Source organism: Leptotrichia sp. oral taxon 879 str. F0557 (assembly GCF_000469385.1).
In the GTDB taxonomy this organism is placed as follows: domain Bacteria; phylum Fusobacteriota; class Fusobacteriia; order Fusobacteriales; family Leptotrichiaceae; genus Leptotrichia; species Leptotrichia mesophila.
This window is the reverse complement of the sequence record NZ_KI271291.1, coordinates 141,718-156,397: the sequence shown is the minus strand read 5'-3', so window position 1 is coordinate 156,397 and position 14,680 is coordinate 141,718. Positions and strand designations below refer to the sequence as shown.

18 protein-coding genes and 1 riboswitch are annotated in these 14,680 nt (G+C 30.1%); of the genes, 2 read left to right on the top strand and 16 right to left on the bottom strand.

Annotated elements, in window-relative coordinates; genetic code table 11:
• Positions 1-2: 2 nt before the first annotated feature.
• From HMPREF1552_RS12705 to HMPREF1552_RS02510, 10 genes are all read right to left on the bottom strand, one after another.
• Positions 3-299, bottom strand: a complete 297-nt coding sequence (locus HMPREF1552_RS12705) for a DUF4417 domain-containing protein (protein WP_231370732.1) — start codon at positions 297-299, stop codon at positions 3-5.
• Between the two features lie 97 nt (positions 300-396).
• A complete protein-coding gene (locus tag HMPREF1552_RS12700) occupies positions 397-672 on the bottom strand; it encodes a hypothetical protein (protein ID WP_231370731.1) in 276 nt (91 codons plus the stop codon).
• Between the two features lie 192 nt (positions 673-864).
• The gene (locus tag HMPREF1552_RS02545; protein WP_021743477.1) at positions 865-2,103 is read right to left on the bottom strand and encodes an ATP-binding protein; all 1,239 of its coding nucleotides are present in this window, start codon (positions 2,101-2,103) and stop codon (positions 865-867) included.
• A 303-nt stretch (positions 2,104-2,406) separates the two neighbouring features.
• Positions 2,407-3,513: a cobalt-precorrin-5B (C(1))-methyltransferase CbiD gene (cbiD, locus tag HMPREF1552_RS02540; RefSeq protein WP_021743476.1), complete on the bottom strand. Its 1,107-nt coding sequence runs from the start codon at positions 3,511-3,513 to the stop codon at positions 2,407-2,409.
• Between the two features lie 139 nt (positions 3,514-3,652).
• Positions 3,653-4,309 carry a precorrin-8X methylmutase gene (locus HMPREF1552_RS02535; RefSeq protein WP_021743475.1) on the bottom strand — a complete coding sequence of 219 codons (657 nt, stop codon included), beginning with the start codon at positions 4,307-4,309 and terminating at the stop codon, positions 3,653-3,655.
• 149 nt (positions 4,310-4,458) lie between these two features.
• Positions 4,459-5,802: a cobyrinate a,c-diamide synthase gene (locus HMPREF1552_RS02530; RefSeq protein ID WP_021743474.1), complete on the bottom strand. Its 1,344-nt coding sequence runs from the start codon at positions 5,800-5,802 to the stop codon at positions 4,459-4,461.
• Positions 5,799-6,605, bottom strand: coding sequence for an energy-coupling factor ABC transporter ATP-binding protein (locus HMPREF1552_RS02525; RefSeq protein ID WP_012806219.1), 807 nt, complete (start codon positions 6,603-6,605; stop codon positions 5,799-5,801). Before HMPREF1552_RS02525 ends, HMPREF1552_RS02530 begins: the two co-directional genes overlap by 4 nt.
• On the bottom strand, positions 6,598-7,290 hold the full coding sequence (locus tag HMPREF1552_RS02520; protein ID WP_012806218.1) for a CbiQ family ECF transporter T component: 693 nt from the start codon (positions 7,288-7,290) through the stop codon (positions 6,598-6,600). The genes HMPREF1552_RS02525 and HMPREF1552_RS02520 overlap by 8 nt, the downstream gene beginning before the upstream one ends.
• Positions 7,277-7,579, bottom strand: a complete 303-nt coding sequence (locus HMPREF1552_RS02515; RefSeq protein ID WP_006805277.1) for an energy-coupling factor ABC transporter substrate-binding protein — start codon at positions 7,577-7,579, stop codon at positions 7,277-7,279. The genes HMPREF1552_RS02520 and HMPREF1552_RS02515 overlap by 14 nt, the downstream gene beginning before the upstream one ends.
• Complete coding sequence (locus tag HMPREF1552_RS02510) at positions 7,579-8,286, bottom strand: energy-coupling factor ABC transporter permease (RefSeq protein ID WP_021743473.1); 708 nt, start codon at positions 8,284-8,286, stop codon at positions 7,579-7,581. Before HMPREF1552_RS02510 ends, HMPREF1552_RS02515 begins: the two co-directional genes overlap by 1 nt.
• A 192-nt stretch (positions 8,287-8,478) precedes the next feature.
• Positions 8,479-8,662: riboswitch (cobalamin riboswitch) on the bottom strand.
• Positions 8,663-8,818: 156 nt separating this feature from the next.
• Here HMPREF1552_RS02510 and HMPREF1552_RS02505 point away from each other — a divergent pair.
• Together HMPREF1552_RS02505 and HMPREF1552_RS02500 are read left to right on the top strand one after the other, a co-directional pair.
• A complete protein-coding gene (locus HMPREF1552_RS02505) occupies positions 8,819-9,226 on the top strand; it encodes a hypothetical protein (RefSeq protein ID WP_021743472.1) in 408 nt (135 codons plus the stop codon).
• Between the two features lie 12 nt (positions 9,227-9,238).
• On the top strand, positions 9,239-9,685 hold the full coding sequence (locus tag HMPREF1552_RS02500) for a MarR family winged helix-turn-helix transcriptional regulator (protein WP_039900994.1): 447 nt from the start codon (positions 9,239-9,241) through the stop codon (positions 9,683-9,685).
• A 440-nt stretch (positions 9,686-10,125) separates the two neighbouring features.
• Here the strand turns inward: HMPREF1552_RS02500 and HMPREF1552_RS02495 are convergent, their stop codons facing one another.
• The 6 genes from HMPREF1552_RS02495 to HMPREF1552_RS02470 all read right to left on the bottom strand — a co-directional run bounded on the left by HMPREF1552_RS02495 (position 10,126) and on the right by HMPREF1552_RS02470 (position 14,654).
• Positions 10,126-10,680 (bottom strand): hypothetical protein, encoded by a 555-nt coding sequence (locus HMPREF1552_RS02495; protein WP_021743469.1) that lies wholly within the window; start codon positions 10,678-10,680, stop codon positions 10,126-10,128.
• A 211-nt stretch (positions 10,681-10,891) separates the two neighbouring features.
• Positions 10,892-11,155: a Txe/YoeB family addiction module toxin gene (locus tag HMPREF1552_RS02490; protein ID WP_021743468.1), complete on the bottom strand. Its 264-nt coding sequence runs from the start codon at positions 11,153-11,155 to the stop codon at positions 10,892-10,894.
• Complete coding sequence (locus HMPREF1552_RS02485) at positions 11,155-11,409, bottom strand: type II toxin-antitoxin system RelB/DinJ family antitoxin (RefSeq protein WP_021743467.1); 255 nt, start codon at positions 11,407-11,409, stop codon at positions 11,155-11,157. The genes HMPREF1552_RS02490 and HMPREF1552_RS02485 overlap by 1 nt, the downstream gene beginning before the upstream one ends.
• Positions 11,410-11,497: 88 nt before the next feature.
• Positions 11,498-12,301 carry an ABC transporter ATP-binding protein gene (locus HMPREF1552_RS02480; protein ID WP_051311976.1) on the bottom strand — a complete coding sequence of 268 codons (804 nt, stop codon included), beginning with the start codon at positions 12,299-12,301 and terminating at the stop codon, positions 11,498-11,500.
• The gene (locus HMPREF1552_RS02475) at positions 12,294-13,079 is read right to left on the bottom strand and encodes an ABC transporter ATP-binding protein (protein WP_021743465.1); all 786 of its coding nucleotides are present in this window, start codon (positions 13,077-13,079) and stop codon (positions 12,294-12,296) included. Before HMPREF1552_RS02475 ends, HMPREF1552_RS02480 begins: the two co-directional genes overlap by 8 nt.
• A gap of 9 nt (positions 13,080-13,088) precedes the next feature.
• Positions 13,089-14,654: an ABC transporter substrate-binding protein gene (locus tag HMPREF1552_RS02470; RefSeq protein WP_039900991.1), complete on the bottom strand. Its 1,566-nt coding sequence runs from the start codon at positions 14,652-14,654 to the stop codon at positions 13,089-13,091.
• Between the last annotated feature and the right edge of the window lie 26 nt (positions 14,655-14,680).

Sequence of the window (14,680 nt, the reverse complement as noted above, 5' to 3'; positions counted from 1 at the left end):
TATTAAATTTTGAAAATAATTTCTATTTTTTCTCTGAATTCATTACTTGATTTTCCCCCATCTTTTCTTTTTCTATACCACCATCTTGAAGCAGGGTGACAAAAAGTGTAAGTTTTTTTTAAGGATTCTGAATTCTGTTTTTCAAAAATATAATAACTTTTTTTACTAAGAAATAATATATAATTCGGTTTCAACACTTTAATTACTTCTTCAAAATTATTTAAAGACTTTTCTTCCATTTCCTTTGTAGCTATTATTCCTCTACTTCCATTTGTTGAAGGAACTACAAAAAAATTCATGAATGAAACTCTTTCCCAAAAATGTTTTATATCAATATTTGCTTTTTCAAGTTCTTTTTTTATTCTTTGAAAAAAAACATTCCCTCTAGAAAAACATTCATCTACTACTCCTCTTGTATATATATTTAGGACAAGATAAAGAAATATTTCCTTTATCCCCATACCATTTTTCAAAATTATCTACTTTTTTTCTATCTTCTTCATTTTCAAGGTAATGACTTTCAGCAACTAATAATACTTTATATTCTTCATATTTAAAGCCAACATAAGGTAACATACATTGATGTATTTTTGAATCTTTATAAAATTCAATTTCTTTTAACTTAGCATCATAATTTTCACTACTTTTTAATTTCATAATTTCTAATTCCAATAAATTCATCCTCTCAATTAAAACTTAAAAAAATATATTAAATTTAATTTTTGAAAATTTTCCATACTTAACAATCAATTTGTTTTGAATATTAGAAACTTCCATTTTTTCCATTGATTGATTTTCAAAAGATAATGTCAAGACTAAAGTTATCGTAAACAAAGAAAATTTTCTTTAATTTTACGGTTTTACCTAATTCCTCAACAACCATTCCAGAGCATTTACAACCTTTATTCCGTCATAGTCAGTATTTACCATTACATCATCTAAAGTTATAAGATACTTCGGATAATTATCCTTAATATTTTTAAAGGCATCCAGTTCCCTTTTTAAAGTGTTTTCATCTAAGACAGTCAAAGCAACCTGATAATATTTAATTTCATTTGAATTAATAACAACAAAGTCAATTTCGTTTTTATCAAACTGTCCGACATATACATTGCCTTTTCTTCTAAGCAGTTCGAGATAGATTATATTTTCCAGTATATGCCCCATATCTATATTTCTGTTGCCTAAAATCATCTGTCTGAGTCCTAAATCTGCAACATAATATTTTGATAATGTGGACAGGAATTCTTTCCCTTTTATATTGTATCTGCTAACTTCATGCACAAGTAAACTGTCAGTAAGTCCTCTAATATATTTTTCAATGGTTTTTGTATCTGTTTTTCTTCCCATTGAAGTTAAGGTATTCGCTATTTTTGAAAGCGAAGTTAAATTACCGATATTATCAAATATATACTTCACAACACTTTCAAGTCTCATTACATCTGAAATTTTCAATCTTGCAACTATATCTTTTAAGAGTACAGAGTTGTATATCCCACTTAAATATTCATGTATATTTTTCAAATCACTGTCTAACTGTAAAGTATAAGGAAACGAACTGTTTACTATATATTCATTATAATATTGTATAAGTGTTTTTGATGTCCTATTTTCCTTCTGCTCCAGTTTTTCATACTCTAATTTAGCCTGATAATACTCCTTAAATGATAAAGGCAACATTTTCAGTTCTATATAACGCCCACTTAAAAGGGTTGCCAACTCGCTCGACATAAAATAGGCATTAGAGCCTGTTATATACAGGTCTGTATTTTCTTTTATAAAAAGGCTGTCTACAACTTTTTCAAATTTATCCACATGCTGAATTTCATCTAAAAATATGTAATTTTTTTTATCTCCAATCATTTTAGATTTTATATATTCATAAAGTTTTTTATAATCTGTAAGTTCTTCATAATCAATATCTTCAAAATTTATAGATATAATCTGATTTTTTGCAACTCCATTTTCAAGCAGAAAATCTTTATATATCTCAAAAAGAGTGGATTTTCCACATCTTCTTACACCAGATACGACCTTTATTATCTGTCTGTCTTTTGATTTTACTAAAAAATTTAAATATTCTTTTCTGTCTATTCTTATCATTTTAACACCTCATTTCCTTTTAAATTATACCCCTTTTTTATTTAAAAATCAATTTTTACAGAATATAATCCTGTTTTTCTATAAATTGTTAAAGTTTAAGGAATATATTCCATAAATTTTGAAGTTTTTAATTTTTTAAGGAATGTAGTCCTGTAATTTAAAAATTATCAATGAGGTTTTACTAACTTTTACTTCTCGTAAATTTAATTAAACTTTTTTTAAACTATATATCACAATATATAGCCGGATTTTTTGACCTATTGGCAATAACCATAACAACTTCTTTATCCTTAAAGCTATTTTTTAAAAATTATCAAAAAAGTGCTTACTATGCCCTATAACCTGTTTCTCAGCTGATAAAATCAATGTTTCCACTTCTAGATCCCATCCATTTTTTCTGCAATGTTCCTCACATTTTTGTTTTGCTTTTTCAGCTAGCAAGTTAAAAACTTCTTTTTTTTCAATGTATCCAGAAGCCTCTTCAGTTGTATTCGATTCTAGAATTTTATAGACATTTTCTAGTTTTTCACCCACTAACAATGCGTTTGCAGCCAAAATTTCCATTTTTGCATCAGAAACTCGACTGTGCGTATGAAAAATTCCTCCTGCCACTTTTACAAATTTTCCCAATTCTCCAATAAAATAAATTTTCTTAACTTCAAATTCACACGCCTTATCAAACATGTATCCCACAAAATTGCTGATTACAACACCTTCTTCAGATTTTTCTGGAAATTCCTTTTTCAAAAACATTTTTCCTCGATTTCCAAAAAGAAATATTGCTGTTTTTGTATTAAAATATGTTAAATTTTGCTTCAGCTCTATTGCAAGGGAAGCCTTCCATGACTCTTCAGACATCGGACGTACAATTCCCATTGTTCCAAGAATAGAAATTCCACCAATAATCCCTAATTTCCCATTCATTGTTTTTTTGGCAGCTTCTTCACCCAGAGGCACACTAATTTCAACATCTACTCCTTTTCCAGGCAGAAGAAGTTCCTTCACAATACCAGTCAGCATTTTCATTGGCGTTGGATTTATTGCTGATTTTCCAACTTCGACAGGAAGTCCGATTTTTGTGACTTTTCCGACTCCTTTTCCTCCAAAAATATTGATTTTATCATCTTCTCTAAAACTTACTTTTGATATGATTTCTAGACCGTGTGTCGCATCAGGGTCATCTCCCCCATCTTTTATGACAGTTGCTGTTGCATAATCCTCTGTCTTTTCAAAAGACTTAATCTTAATTTTTATCTTTTTACCTGCTGGAACATCTATTTCAACTTCTTCGACTTTTTCAGCTTTTCCTAGTAAAAGTAACAGTGCCGCCTTAGTCGCTGCTGTTGCCGAACTTCCTGTGGTATAGCCATATCGCAGTTTTCTACCGTTAAAATATACATAATTTTCCATTTTTATTTCTCCACAATTATACTAAAATATATCTGAAAATGCTCAAAACTAATAAATTTTCAGTGTTTTTGATTAAATAAAATCAAAATACTAAAAATAAAATAAATTTTGGATTTTCAGATATTTACAAATTCATTTATTAATTATTAAAATATTTATCTCTTTCATACATTTGATAAAGGATTCCGTGCATTACACCAACTGCAACTGTACTTCCACCTTTTGTTCCATTTGTTCGTATAAACGGAACATTGTATTTTGAAAGTTCTGCTTTAGATTCAGGACATCCCACAAATCCAACTGGAACTCCAACTATCAATTTCGGTACATTTTCCCCTTCTTTTTCCATTTTTTCAAGTAATGTAAACAATGCTGTTGGAGCATTTCCGATTACAAAAATTTTTGTTTGCGGATCTTTTAATGCTCTTTCCAATCCAACCATCGAACGTGTAATTCCTCTTTCCTTCGCTTCTCTAGCTACATCCGGATCTGCCACTAGACAATACGCCTCTGCTCCAAATTTTTTCAGACCATTTTTGTTCAATCCATTAACAATCATGTTTGTATCACAATAAATTTTGCAATTTCCAGCTTCTAATGCTTCTTTTGCTGATTCAATTGGATTATTATGAAATTCAACAATGTTCACATAATCAAAATCTCCAGTTGTATGAATCAATCTTTTTACGATTAATTGCTCTTCTTCACTAAAATGGTCTGCTTTCCCAGCCAGCCCTTCTGTAATCATCTCAAAACTCTTTACCTCAATCGATTTTGGATCTTTAATATACGACATAATTTATTCTCCTTTTCTTTATTTTTATTTATTTGAATATGTTAATAACTTTATTTTTTACTTTTGTTTATTTAATAATATTTTTTCATCTATATTTCTAATTTGTTTTCACGCAAAAGCAATGAACAACGTACTCTTACTTGAAAAAGTTACAGCTTTTCTATCAAGTATTTAAAAAACTCTATATTTGAATAAAACGAAATATGCGGGTATCCTGCTAGAAGACTATTTTTTCTATATCCGCAAACCCAATTTCTTCCATCATTTTTTTCTATTTTATAAAATTTTTCTTTTTCGTTATCTACAGAAATTTCTGAATAATGAAATTCGTGTCCTTTTGTACAAATTCCATTTTCGGCTTTTATATTTATATATCCAAATCTTCCGATATTCAGCCTATTTTTCATAGAAATTTCCACATCTATCAGTCCACAGAAATTTCCACTATTTCCATCTAGCAAATTCAGTTTATTTGTTAAGTAGATAAATCCGCCACATTCTCCGTAGATTTTTACTCCATTTTCATAAGCCTGCTTTATACTTTCCTTCATAGATACATTTTCAGACAATTCTTTCCAGTAAAGTTCAGGATAACCTCCGCCAAGATAAATCATATCAAGATTTTCTGGTATTTTTTCGTCTTTTACAGGGCTAAATTCTACTATTTCTAATCCTGAAAATCTCATCAGTTCCAGATTTGACTCATAGTAAAATGAAAATGCACCATCTTTAGCAACTCCAACACGTTTTCCTTTATATTTATTCTTTAAGTCCTTTATTGGCTCAAAACTGTCCATACTGCTTTTTGTTTCAAATTCTTCTGCTATTTCGTAAATTTTTTCTAAATCTAAGCAATTTTGTGCAATTTCCTTAAACAGCTGTTTCTTTTCCTCAAGCTCTTTTGAACCTTTCAATTCAAAAGCCTGTTTTAATCCCAGATGTCTGCTTTCCACCGATAATTTCTCATTTTTCGGCAAATATCCTACGCATTCTATCCCCGTAAATCTTTCTACCGCTTCCTTCAAGTTCAAGTATAGTTTTTCAGAAGAAACATTATTTAAAATAATGCCCTTTATTTTAACATTTTTATCAAACAGCTTGAAACCCAAAACTTCGGCAGCTATGCTTGTGGAGATTCCTTTTGCGTTAACTACAAGAATTACTGGTATATCAAGTATTCTTGATACATGAGCTGTACTAAAATTATCCTTTTCATGCCCAATTCCATCATAAAGTCCCATAACTCCCTCAACTATAGCGATATTGCTTCCTTTCGCTCCTGTTTCAAATATATGCCTTAACGTACTTTCATCAAACATAAAAGCATCTAAATTACGAGATTTATTTCCCGTGAACAACTCATGATAGCCAGGGTCGATATAGTCTGGACCAACTTTAAAAGGTGCCACATTTTCAAAAGCTGACATCAATATGCTGCTTACTGTAGTCTTTCCACCACCACTCATTGCTCCCGATATAAGTATTTTTTTCATAGCAAGTTTTTTTCCTCCAAAAATTTATAATAATCATTTTCATCAAGATTTTTATACTTGAGATAACTTTTTATTTTCAGTACATTTGGAATATTCAAATTTAATTTCTTCAAAAATTCAAAATCCTCAAAAACCTCGTCCCTGCTCCCTTGCCGTACAATTCTCCCTTTTTCAAGGACATAGATATAGTCAGCAAATTCATAGGCAAAATCTGTATCGTGAGTTGATACCACCATTGTTTTTCCTGCTTTGGAAAAATTATCTAGAATTTCTGATACTCTTTTTGTATTTTTAGAATCAAGCCATGCAGTTGGCTCATCTAGAATAAGAAGTTCTGGCTCCATTGCCGTAATTGCAGCTATTGAGACTCTTTTTTTCTGTCCATAGCTCAGATGATGACAAGGTCTATCTTTTAAATCTGTTATATTGATTTCTTTCATTGCCCTGTTTACATTTTTTTCTACTTCCTCTTTAGAATATCCAAGATTTTCAGGTCCGTAAGCTACTTCCTGAAATACTAAAGGTGCAAAAATCTGTATTTCAGGATCCTGAAAAATTATCCCGACTTTTTTTCTCAATTCTTCGAGATTTTTCTTTTTATGCTCTATTTTTTTCTCTTCAAAATAAATATTTCCCTTTTGTGCTTTCAAAAGTCCATTCATTATTAAAAATAATGTTGATTTTCCTGAGCCATTTTCCCCAAGAAATAATGTTTTTTTCCCTTTTTCAATATTTAAAGTTACATCTTTTAGAGCCTCTGTTTCTTCATCATATGAAAAAGTTATATTTTCAAGTCTAAGCATTGTATTTTACCACCAAATATAAATTTATTATAACTATTATTATTACGAATATTATTTCAAACCCGATTTTTTTATATTTTCTATGAGAAAAAATAAACTCCTTTCCCATTCTTGATTCCACAGCCTTTATAGAATTCAGATTATAGTAGTATGTTTTTTTTAGTATAGCAACTACTAGCATCGGAAATGATTTCATCCCATTTTTAAAACTGCTGTATCCTAGTCTTACTTCCTGTGCATTATGTAATTTTTCCTTATTTTCAAATAATAAAAATATATATCTGTAAATTAGTAAAAACATTTCCCTAAATATTTTAGGAAATTTCAGCTTTGCAAATATATAGTCCAAATCTATAATTGGAGTAGAACAAATAAGGAAATAAACTACAGCTATCGAGGAAAATGAACGTAGCAAAAATGTCCATATATCCGCTTTTATAAACAGCAAGGAAATTACAGTTGTTAAAATAAATAAAGCCGGAATAAAGTTCAGCTTTAACAAGTCACCTATTTTCACTTTTACGACAAACAAAAGAAGTAAATTAAACAGTATAAAATTAAAAACAAATACTATTTTACTTCCAGTATAAAGTAAAAATACTAATGTCGTCATTGACAATATAAACTTTACTCCGGGATTTATATTTTTTATGGGATTTGTGTAAGATACCTTATCTATTAGCATTTTTTCTTTCACCTTTGAAATAGCCTAACACATACCCTACAATTCCTGCACCTAATGCCGCCTGTAATGCAAACAGCAGACTTTCAGTTTCATCTCCTGGTAATTCTATTAAATTTTTAGCCCATGGCTCATAATCAGGTTTTATAGTTTTTATTACTTCTTCTCCCTTGTCATCAGATCCTCCAAATTCAGATTTTACGAGAAGCAAAGGAATAACACCTATTAAAATTATTGCAATTATTAAAATAATATTCTTTTTAAACACACTTTTGTTTTTATTTTCCGACATTAAGCTTCCACCTCTTTTACGCTATATTTTTCAAGTATATTCATCACCACGTTTGTAAGTAGCCCTTCGATAACTGCAAGAGGAACCTGAGTTACTGCAAATACCGCTCCAAATTTGATAAATGAAGCAACTACTCCACCTTGTGGAGATGGATATGCAAGTGCAAGCTGAATTGATGTTACCACATAAGTCGCAAGATCTCCTAACGCTGCTGCCAAAAATACCGCTAACGCCTTATTCTTTTTCTCAAATCCTTTATACACTAAATATGATACAATTGGTCCTGCAATTGCCATTGAAACAGCGTTTGCTCCCAAAGTTGTAAATCCTCCGTGTGCAAGCAATCCTGCTTGAAATATTAATACGATTGTTCCAAGAATGGAAGTTACAAAAGGTCCGTATAATATAGCAGATAGTCCTACTCCTGTAGGATGTGATGAACTTCCTGTAACTGACGGAATTTTTAGTGCAGACAATACAAATATAAATGCACCCGCTAATGCAAGCGTCATTTTTTCCCGCACGCTCCCTTTAGAAACAGATTGAAGCTTCTTTATTCCTATTATCCAAAACGGAATACACACTGCAAACCATACCATAACCCAATTTAAAGGTAAAAAACCTTCCATAATGTGCATTGAATAACCATTTACACCTATTAACAGCATACTGGTTAAAACTAAAAACAATAATGTTCTCTTTTTCATTTTCTCTCCTTCTCCAAATTTAATTTATCCTTCGGCAAGTTCCAAAAAAAAATCAGCCAAAGCTGAAGCCAATACACGTCAAAACTTCCACAACAATAACTATATCATCATCGTATAGTACGCTTATGGAACAAATCACCGTTGATTTATTTTTACATTGATGTATATTAAATCTTCCCTTCCCAGAAAATTTTATATAAAAAATTATTAGGCAAGTCTCCTGACTAACTTCATCCTACTCATACCCTTCCCAAAATATCCAAAATATTTCAGTGGTTTTGTGTACTTTCGTCAGTTTCACAGTAGTGGGGGCTGTATCGGATTCTAACCGATTTCCTTATTAAGTTTGTAAAACACCTATAATTCTTTACTATATTATACTCTCTTTCTTATATTTGTCAACCCTAAAAAAGCATATTTTTTTCAAATTTAAATAATTTATTAATATGATATTGGAGTATACAAAATATTGTTGACAAATATTATAAAATAATTTATAATAAGTACACATATAATATAAGGAGGAAATATAATGGAATTTAGTTTTACTTTAAAAATCAAAGCAAAAAAAGAAGATGCGTGGGAATACTATGCAAATATTGAAAAATGGTATGATTGGGAAAAAGACTTAAAAAATATCACATTGAAAGGTGAATTTAAGACTGGTTCATGTGGAACTATGGAACTTGAAGGAATGCCCCCTATGGAGTATAAACTTACTCTTGTAAAACCTTTTGAAGAATTTTGGGATAAAACAGAAACTCCATTTGGAGATATTCTTTTTGGTCATCAAATAATTGATAACAACGATGGAAGCATAAATATAAAACATACTGTAATTTTGGACAGTGAAGATGAACAGCATTTAGAATTTTTAAGCCAAGTTTTTTCAGATGTCCCTCAATCTATATTTATTCTAAAAAATTACTTGGAAAGATAAGGTGATTGATACTTGTTTACATCAAAATATAAAGATAATTCAGAAAAATCAACAGGATTGTTATTTATGAGGGTATACAATAAATGGCATTCTATGATAAAAAAAGAGCTAAAGAAAATGAACTTAACACACCCTCAATTTGTTGTTTTAGCTTCCCTTGCTTATTTATCACAAGGCAGCAACGAAGAAATTACGCAAGTTATGATTTCAAAACTCTCAGGAATAGATGTTATGACAGTATCTCAAATATTAAATTTATTAGAAAAAAATGATTTTGTAAAAAGAAAAGAACATTCAAAGGACACAAGGGCAAAAGCTGTTATTTTAAACAAAAAAGGAGAAGAAATATTACAAAAAGCCGTTCCATTAATTGAACAAATTGATGAAATTTTTTTCAAAAAGTTAGACACCGATGAAGAACAATTTAAACATTTTCTTGCTAGATTAAATGAAGAATAAGAAATATTATAATTAATAAATATGTCAAAATTACCATTTTTATTATTATATTTAAAATTCAAAAAATAAAACAATAATTTATTTCAATAGGACTATTTGCACCAAAATCTTATAGTCCTTTTTTTTATAATTTATCAATATATTCAAAACCAAAATAACTTGGTTTTAATACATAAGATAAAAAAGAAACGTGTTGATTTTCAAGTTTATTAAAACTTTCCAATGTTTTATTTTGCCAATATATAAAATAATCACCGTCTTTTACAACTATACTCAAACCTACTTAAAATTAAACTACTAAAAATTATATAAAATTTAGGGTTTGAGTAAAATAGTCATAACTTTTGAGTTTAGTTTTAAAGCAGTTTTACTATATTATTCAAATTTATTAAGTTAAAAAATTTCAATAAAGATAATTTTTAATTTTTTAAGATTTTTTATTACTTTTTACCACGTATAATTGCTGTAATTTCATTATAATCTTGATTATTTATCTTGTCTCTTTCTTTATATTCTAAATCTGAAATTTTATAAAAATCTTTAGAATCTTTTAGAAAAAAAACATCCTCTAAGTCAAATTCTAAAAAAATATCTCCTAAAGCTTGAAAATATATCACCATACTTCCTGATGGAAAAAAGCAATTACACAGTATCATAGTGTAACCTCTTTCTTTATTAAAGGCATCAAAAATTTTCGCTGCACGAAATGCATCTTTTGATTTATTAAATCCTATATCTATACTGTATGCTGTTAATCCTGTTATTGTTAATAAAGAAGACTTTAAATAAAAACTTCTAGTTTGATGCTGATCTAACATTTTTTTTAAAGTTTCAGGTAATTGATTGTATGTGCTATCCAATGTATCTAAAACCGTAGTATAAGTTCTTAAAAACATTTTATCACCTATAATAACTGGAACACTACTAAAACATTCCATTAAATCTAATTCAAACTCATCAGGGTCTTCTGATTGTAATCGTAATTTTATTTTCATTTTGACTATCTCCTAATATTTTAATATTTTTTTTATAAATCCAAGTTGCTCAAAATCCAATTTCTTCTTAAAAAATTCCTCATATATTTTTAAATTTCGTCGTGTTACTGTGACACACTCAATCAAAAAATACTTGTCAAAAATATTTAATAATTTAATGAAACTTATTTAAACCAAACTCAAAAAAAGGTAGAAAATTTTTCCACCCTTTTTATTTTTTCTTATAATGAGAACCGCATTGCAAAAACCAGATTTCACCATTTTCTATTTTATAAACAATTCTATTTCCTTCATTAATTCTCCTGCTCCAGTAGCCAGACAGTTCATGCTTCAAGCCTTCAGGTTTTCCGATACCAGCATATCCATTTCTATCAATGTCTTTTATAAGTTCTAATATTTTTTTAAAAACTTTCTTATCATTCTTCTGCCAAAAAAGAAAATCTTCCCATGCTTCATCAGACCATCTTTTTACCATTACAGCACCTCGTGAACTGTTCCACCAGTTTTTTCAATTTGTTCCTTTGCTTTTAGAAGTCTTGTAATATTTTCTTCACTGTAGAAATAATCATCTTTTTCTGACAAGTCAATTTCCAGTTTTCTCTCTCTAACCAATTTTTTGGCTGCCATTGTAAAAAAAACAGGTAGTGTTATTCCCAATTCTTCGCATACATTTTCCAAATCAAATTTTAAATCATCGTCTAATTTAAATGCATAAGTTGTTTTACTCATTTTTATCACCCCTATACATAAATATATATAACAATTATAGCATAAAAATTATAAGAAATAAAACTTTTGTTATATAAATAACAGAAACCTACTTAACTTCCACCATTTCTCCACGCACAGGAAAAATTGCATTCAATAGCGACTTTGTGTATGGATGTTTTGCTTTTTCAGAAATTTGTCCACCTTCTATTACTTCCACCACATCTCCGTGGTACATTACTACGATTTCGTGTGCAAAAGACTCTATTAGTGCAATGTCATGGCATATAAAAATCATTGTTATGTTTTTTTCTTTTTGTAATTTTACAAGAAGTTCCACTATGTTTTTTTGAATGGAAACATCAAGTGCGGAAGTTGCCTCGTCACATATAAGTATCTCAGGCTCAAGCGAAATTGCTCTTGCGATTCCAAGCCTTTGTCTTTGCCCACCACTCATATTTTGTGGATACTTTGTTACAAATTCTTCAGGCAAGTCAACCATTTTAAGAAGTTCTATAGCTTTTTGCTTTCTTTCCGATCTTTTTAGTCTTCCGTAGTTCATTAATGGTTCTGTGAGGATTTGCATAACGTTCATTTTTGGATTAAAAGCTGACCATGGATCTTGAAAGACTATCTGAATATTTTGTCTATTTTCCCACACTTCCTGTTTTGTAAACTTGCTTATATCCCTTCCGTGATACAAAACCTCTCCAGAAGTCGGCTTTTCCAAGTCCATAAGCATATTTACAAGTGTTGTTTTTCCTGATCCTGATTCTCCAACAATTCCCAAAGTTTTTCCTTTATGAATTTTTAAATTTACGTTGTTACAAGCCACCACTTTTTTATCATTTGATTTTTCATAAATTTTTGTAAGGTTTTTTGTTTCAAGAATTACATCATTAATATTAGACAAGCCTTTCACCTCCAATTTCAGGCACAGCTTCTAGCAATTTTTTAGTATATTCACTTTTTGGATTTTCTATAACTTCATTTTTATTACCTGCATCAACTATTTTTCCATTCTGCATAACAATTATTTTATCCGAAATATATGCAGCGACTCCCAGATTATGAGTTACCATTATGATAGAAGTGTCAAATTTTTTTCTCAAATCCATTATTTCCTTCACTATTTGAGCCTGCGTTATTACATCTAGCGCACTTGTAGGCTCATCTCCCAAAATAATTTTTGGATGGAAAGTTAGTGCCATTGCTATTCCTACACGCTGTTTCATTCCACCTGACAATTGGTGTGGGTAGCTTTTCATAATGATTTCAGGATCTGGCAAGTTTACTTTGGAAAACATATCTTCTGCTTTTTGTTCAGCTTCTTTTGCTGACATTTTGGAATGTGTCTGAATGTATTCGACAAACTGTTTTCCTATTTTTCTTATTGGATTAAGAGTTCCTCCTGAATCCTGTGAAATCATTGTTATTTCAGTCCCTCGCAGTTCCCTCCATTGATTAAGGCTTTTATTTAGCATTGACTCTCCATTATAAATTATATCGCCTGAAATTATTTTTCCTCCATTTGGCAATAGTCCCAAAATAGAAGAAAGAACGGTAGATTTTCCACTACCGCTTTCTCCAACTATTGTTATTATTTCACCTTTTTTCAATGAAAGAGAAAAATTTTCAACTACTGGAGGTTTATCCCCATACTGAATTGTCAAATCTTTTATCTCCAACATAAATTCTCCTTAATTAGCTTTTGCTACATCTTTTGTTATCCAGTAGTAATCCATTGGATACATTTTAAGCCCTGTTACCACTTTGTTGCTGTAAAGGAATGTAGTTTCATATCCAAAGAATAATGTCGCCGCATCGTTCATTATTAACTGCTGTATTTTTACAACAAGATCTTTTCTCTTAGCTTTGTCAAATTCTTTTGATAATTCATCAAGCATTTTATCAACTTCAGGGTTTGAATAACCTGTTTTGTTTGTTTCTGCTTTGCTGTACCAGTTTTCATGCAAGTATTTTTCAGGATCTCCAGTATTTGCAGCAAGTACGTTCCAAATTAACATATCAAAGTTTGAATCGTCTCTCATACTCAAAACTGTTTCATAACTCACAGGCTTTAATGTTACTTTGATTCCAATTTCCTTCATATCTGTCTGAAATGCCTGAGCATAAATTCCTAATTCTTCTCTACTTGTATAAATTACAAAGTTCAAGTCAATTTTTGATCCATCAGGACGTTCTACAAATCCATCTCCATCCACATCTTTATAACCTGCATCTGCTAACAATTTTTTAGCACTTTCACGATTATAAGCATTTTCATCCTTTAATTCATTAAATCCGAAGTCCAATGTCGGAGGTACTGGTGCTTTTCCTGGAGTTGCTCCACCTTGTAATAAGTTTTGTGTATAGTTTTCTCTATTTGCACCTCTTATTATTGCTTCTCTTAACACTTTGTCTTTAAGTCCTTTAGTTTGATTCATAAAGGCATAAGTTGATCTAAGTGATTTCAATTCATTTATTACAATATTTTTATCCCCTTCAAAATCAGCCTTATTAGTAACTTTCAAGTTGTACGCTACATCAATTTCTCCTGATTTTAACGATAATGCTCTTGTATTTTGATCATTTATATCTTTAAATGTTACTTTTGCCAATTTTGCTTTTCCATTCCAATACTTTTCATTCCTTACAACAACTGTCTGTTCACCAGGCTTAAATTCTTGAACAATAAACGGTCCTGTTGATATTGGTCCTTTTTGAGCAAACTCATCTGTATTAACTGATGTATCAACTATTAAGAACAACGGATCTGCCAATGATTCAGGCAATATCGCTACAGGCTCTTTTGTTTTTATTTTCAATTCTTGTCCATTGGCTTCTATTGAAGCATATTTAAAGAATGATTCTGCTCTTTTATTTTTAGCAAATACTCTTTCTATTGATTTTTTTACTGCCTCTGCTGTCAATGGATGTCCATTTGAGAAAGTTACTCCATCTCTTATTTTAAAAGTCCACTCTAATTTATCATTACTTAATTTCCAGCTTTCAGCAAGCAATGGCTGCAAGTTACCTTTTTCATCAAAAATTGTCAAGTTCTCTCCAACACCATAACGAGTTACAACCCAGCTAAAATACTGATCTGTAGGCTCAAGCGTATCTGCAAACGAAGTTACTCCAACTACAAGTTCATCTGGATTAGTTTTACTTTTTGTAGAACTACCTTTTCCCCCACATGCCACAAGCAGCATCAATACTGCTAAAATTAAAATTAAAAATTTACTTTTACGATTTTTTAACATTTTTTTCTCCCTATATATTTTATTTT

What these genes read in the sequence shown, in the direction of transcription:
- HMPREF1552_RS12705 (WP_231370732.1), bottom strand. Translation starts at nt 299, where the DNA reads ATGAATTTTTTTGTAGTTCCTTCAACAAATGGAAGTAGAGGAATAATA.
- HMPREF1552_RS02505 (WP_021743472.1), top strand. Translation starts at nt 8,819, where the DNA reads ATGGAATTTAGTTTTACTTTAAAAATCAAAGCAAAAAAAGAAGATGCG.
- HMPREF1552_RS02530 (WP_021743474.1), bottom strand. Translation starts at nt 5,802, where the DNA reads ATGAAAAAAATACTTATATCGGGAGCAATGAGTGGTGGTGGAAAGACT.
- HMPREF1552_RS02485 (WP_021743467.1), bottom strand. Translation starts at nt 11,409, where the DNA reads ATGAGTAAAACAACTTATGCATTTAAATTAGACGATGATTTAAAATTT.
- HMPREF1552_RS02510 (WP_021743473.1), bottom strand. Translation starts at nt 8,286, where the DNA reads ATGAAAAAGAGAACATTATTGTTTTTAGTTTTAACCAGTATGCTGTTA.
- cbiD (WP_021743476.1), bottom strand. Translation starts at nt 3,513, where the DNA reads ATGGAAAATTATGTATATTTTAACGGTAGAAAACTGCGATATGGCTAT.
- HMPREF1552_RS02525 (WP_012806219.1), bottom strand. Translation starts at nt 6,605, where the DNA reads ATGCTTAGACTTGAAAATATAACTTTTTCATATGATGAAGAAACAGAG.
- HMPREF1552_RS02495 (WP_021743469.1), bottom strand. Translation starts at nt 10,680, where the DNA reads ATGAAAATAAAATTACGATTACAATCAGAAGACCCTGATGAGTTTGAA.
- HMPREF1552_RS02520 (WP_012806218.1), bottom strand. Translation starts at nt 7,290, where the DNA reads ATGCTAATAGATAAGGTATCTTACACAAATCCCATAAAAAATATAAAT.
- HMPREF1552_RS02490 (WP_021743468.1), bottom strand. Translation starts at nt 11,155, where the DNA reads ATGGTAAAAAGATGGTCTGATGAAGCATGGGAAGATTTTCTTTTTTGG.
- HMPREF1552_RS02470 (WP_039900991.1), bottom strand. Translation starts at nt 14,654, where the DNA reads ATGTTAAAAAATCGTAAAAGTAAATTTTTAATTTTAATTTTAGCAGTA.
- HMPREF1552_RS02535 (WP_021743475.1), bottom strand. Translation starts at nt 4,309, where the DNA reads ATGTCGTATATTAAAGATCCAAAATCGATTGAGGTAAAGAGTTTTGAG.
- HMPREF1552_RS02515 (WP_006805277.1), bottom strand. Translation starts at nt 7,579, where the DNA reads ATGTCGGAAAATAAAAACAAAAGTGTGTTTAAAAAGAATATTATTTTA.
- HMPREF1552_RS02545 (WP_021743477.1), bottom strand. Translation starts at nt 2,103, where the DNA reads ATGATAAGAATAGACAGAAAAGAATATTTAAATTTTTTAGTAAAATCA.
- HMPREF1552_RS02475 (WP_021743465.1), bottom strand. Translation starts at nt 13,079, where the DNA reads ATGTTGGAGATAAAAGATTTGACAATTCAGTATGGGGATAAACCTCCA.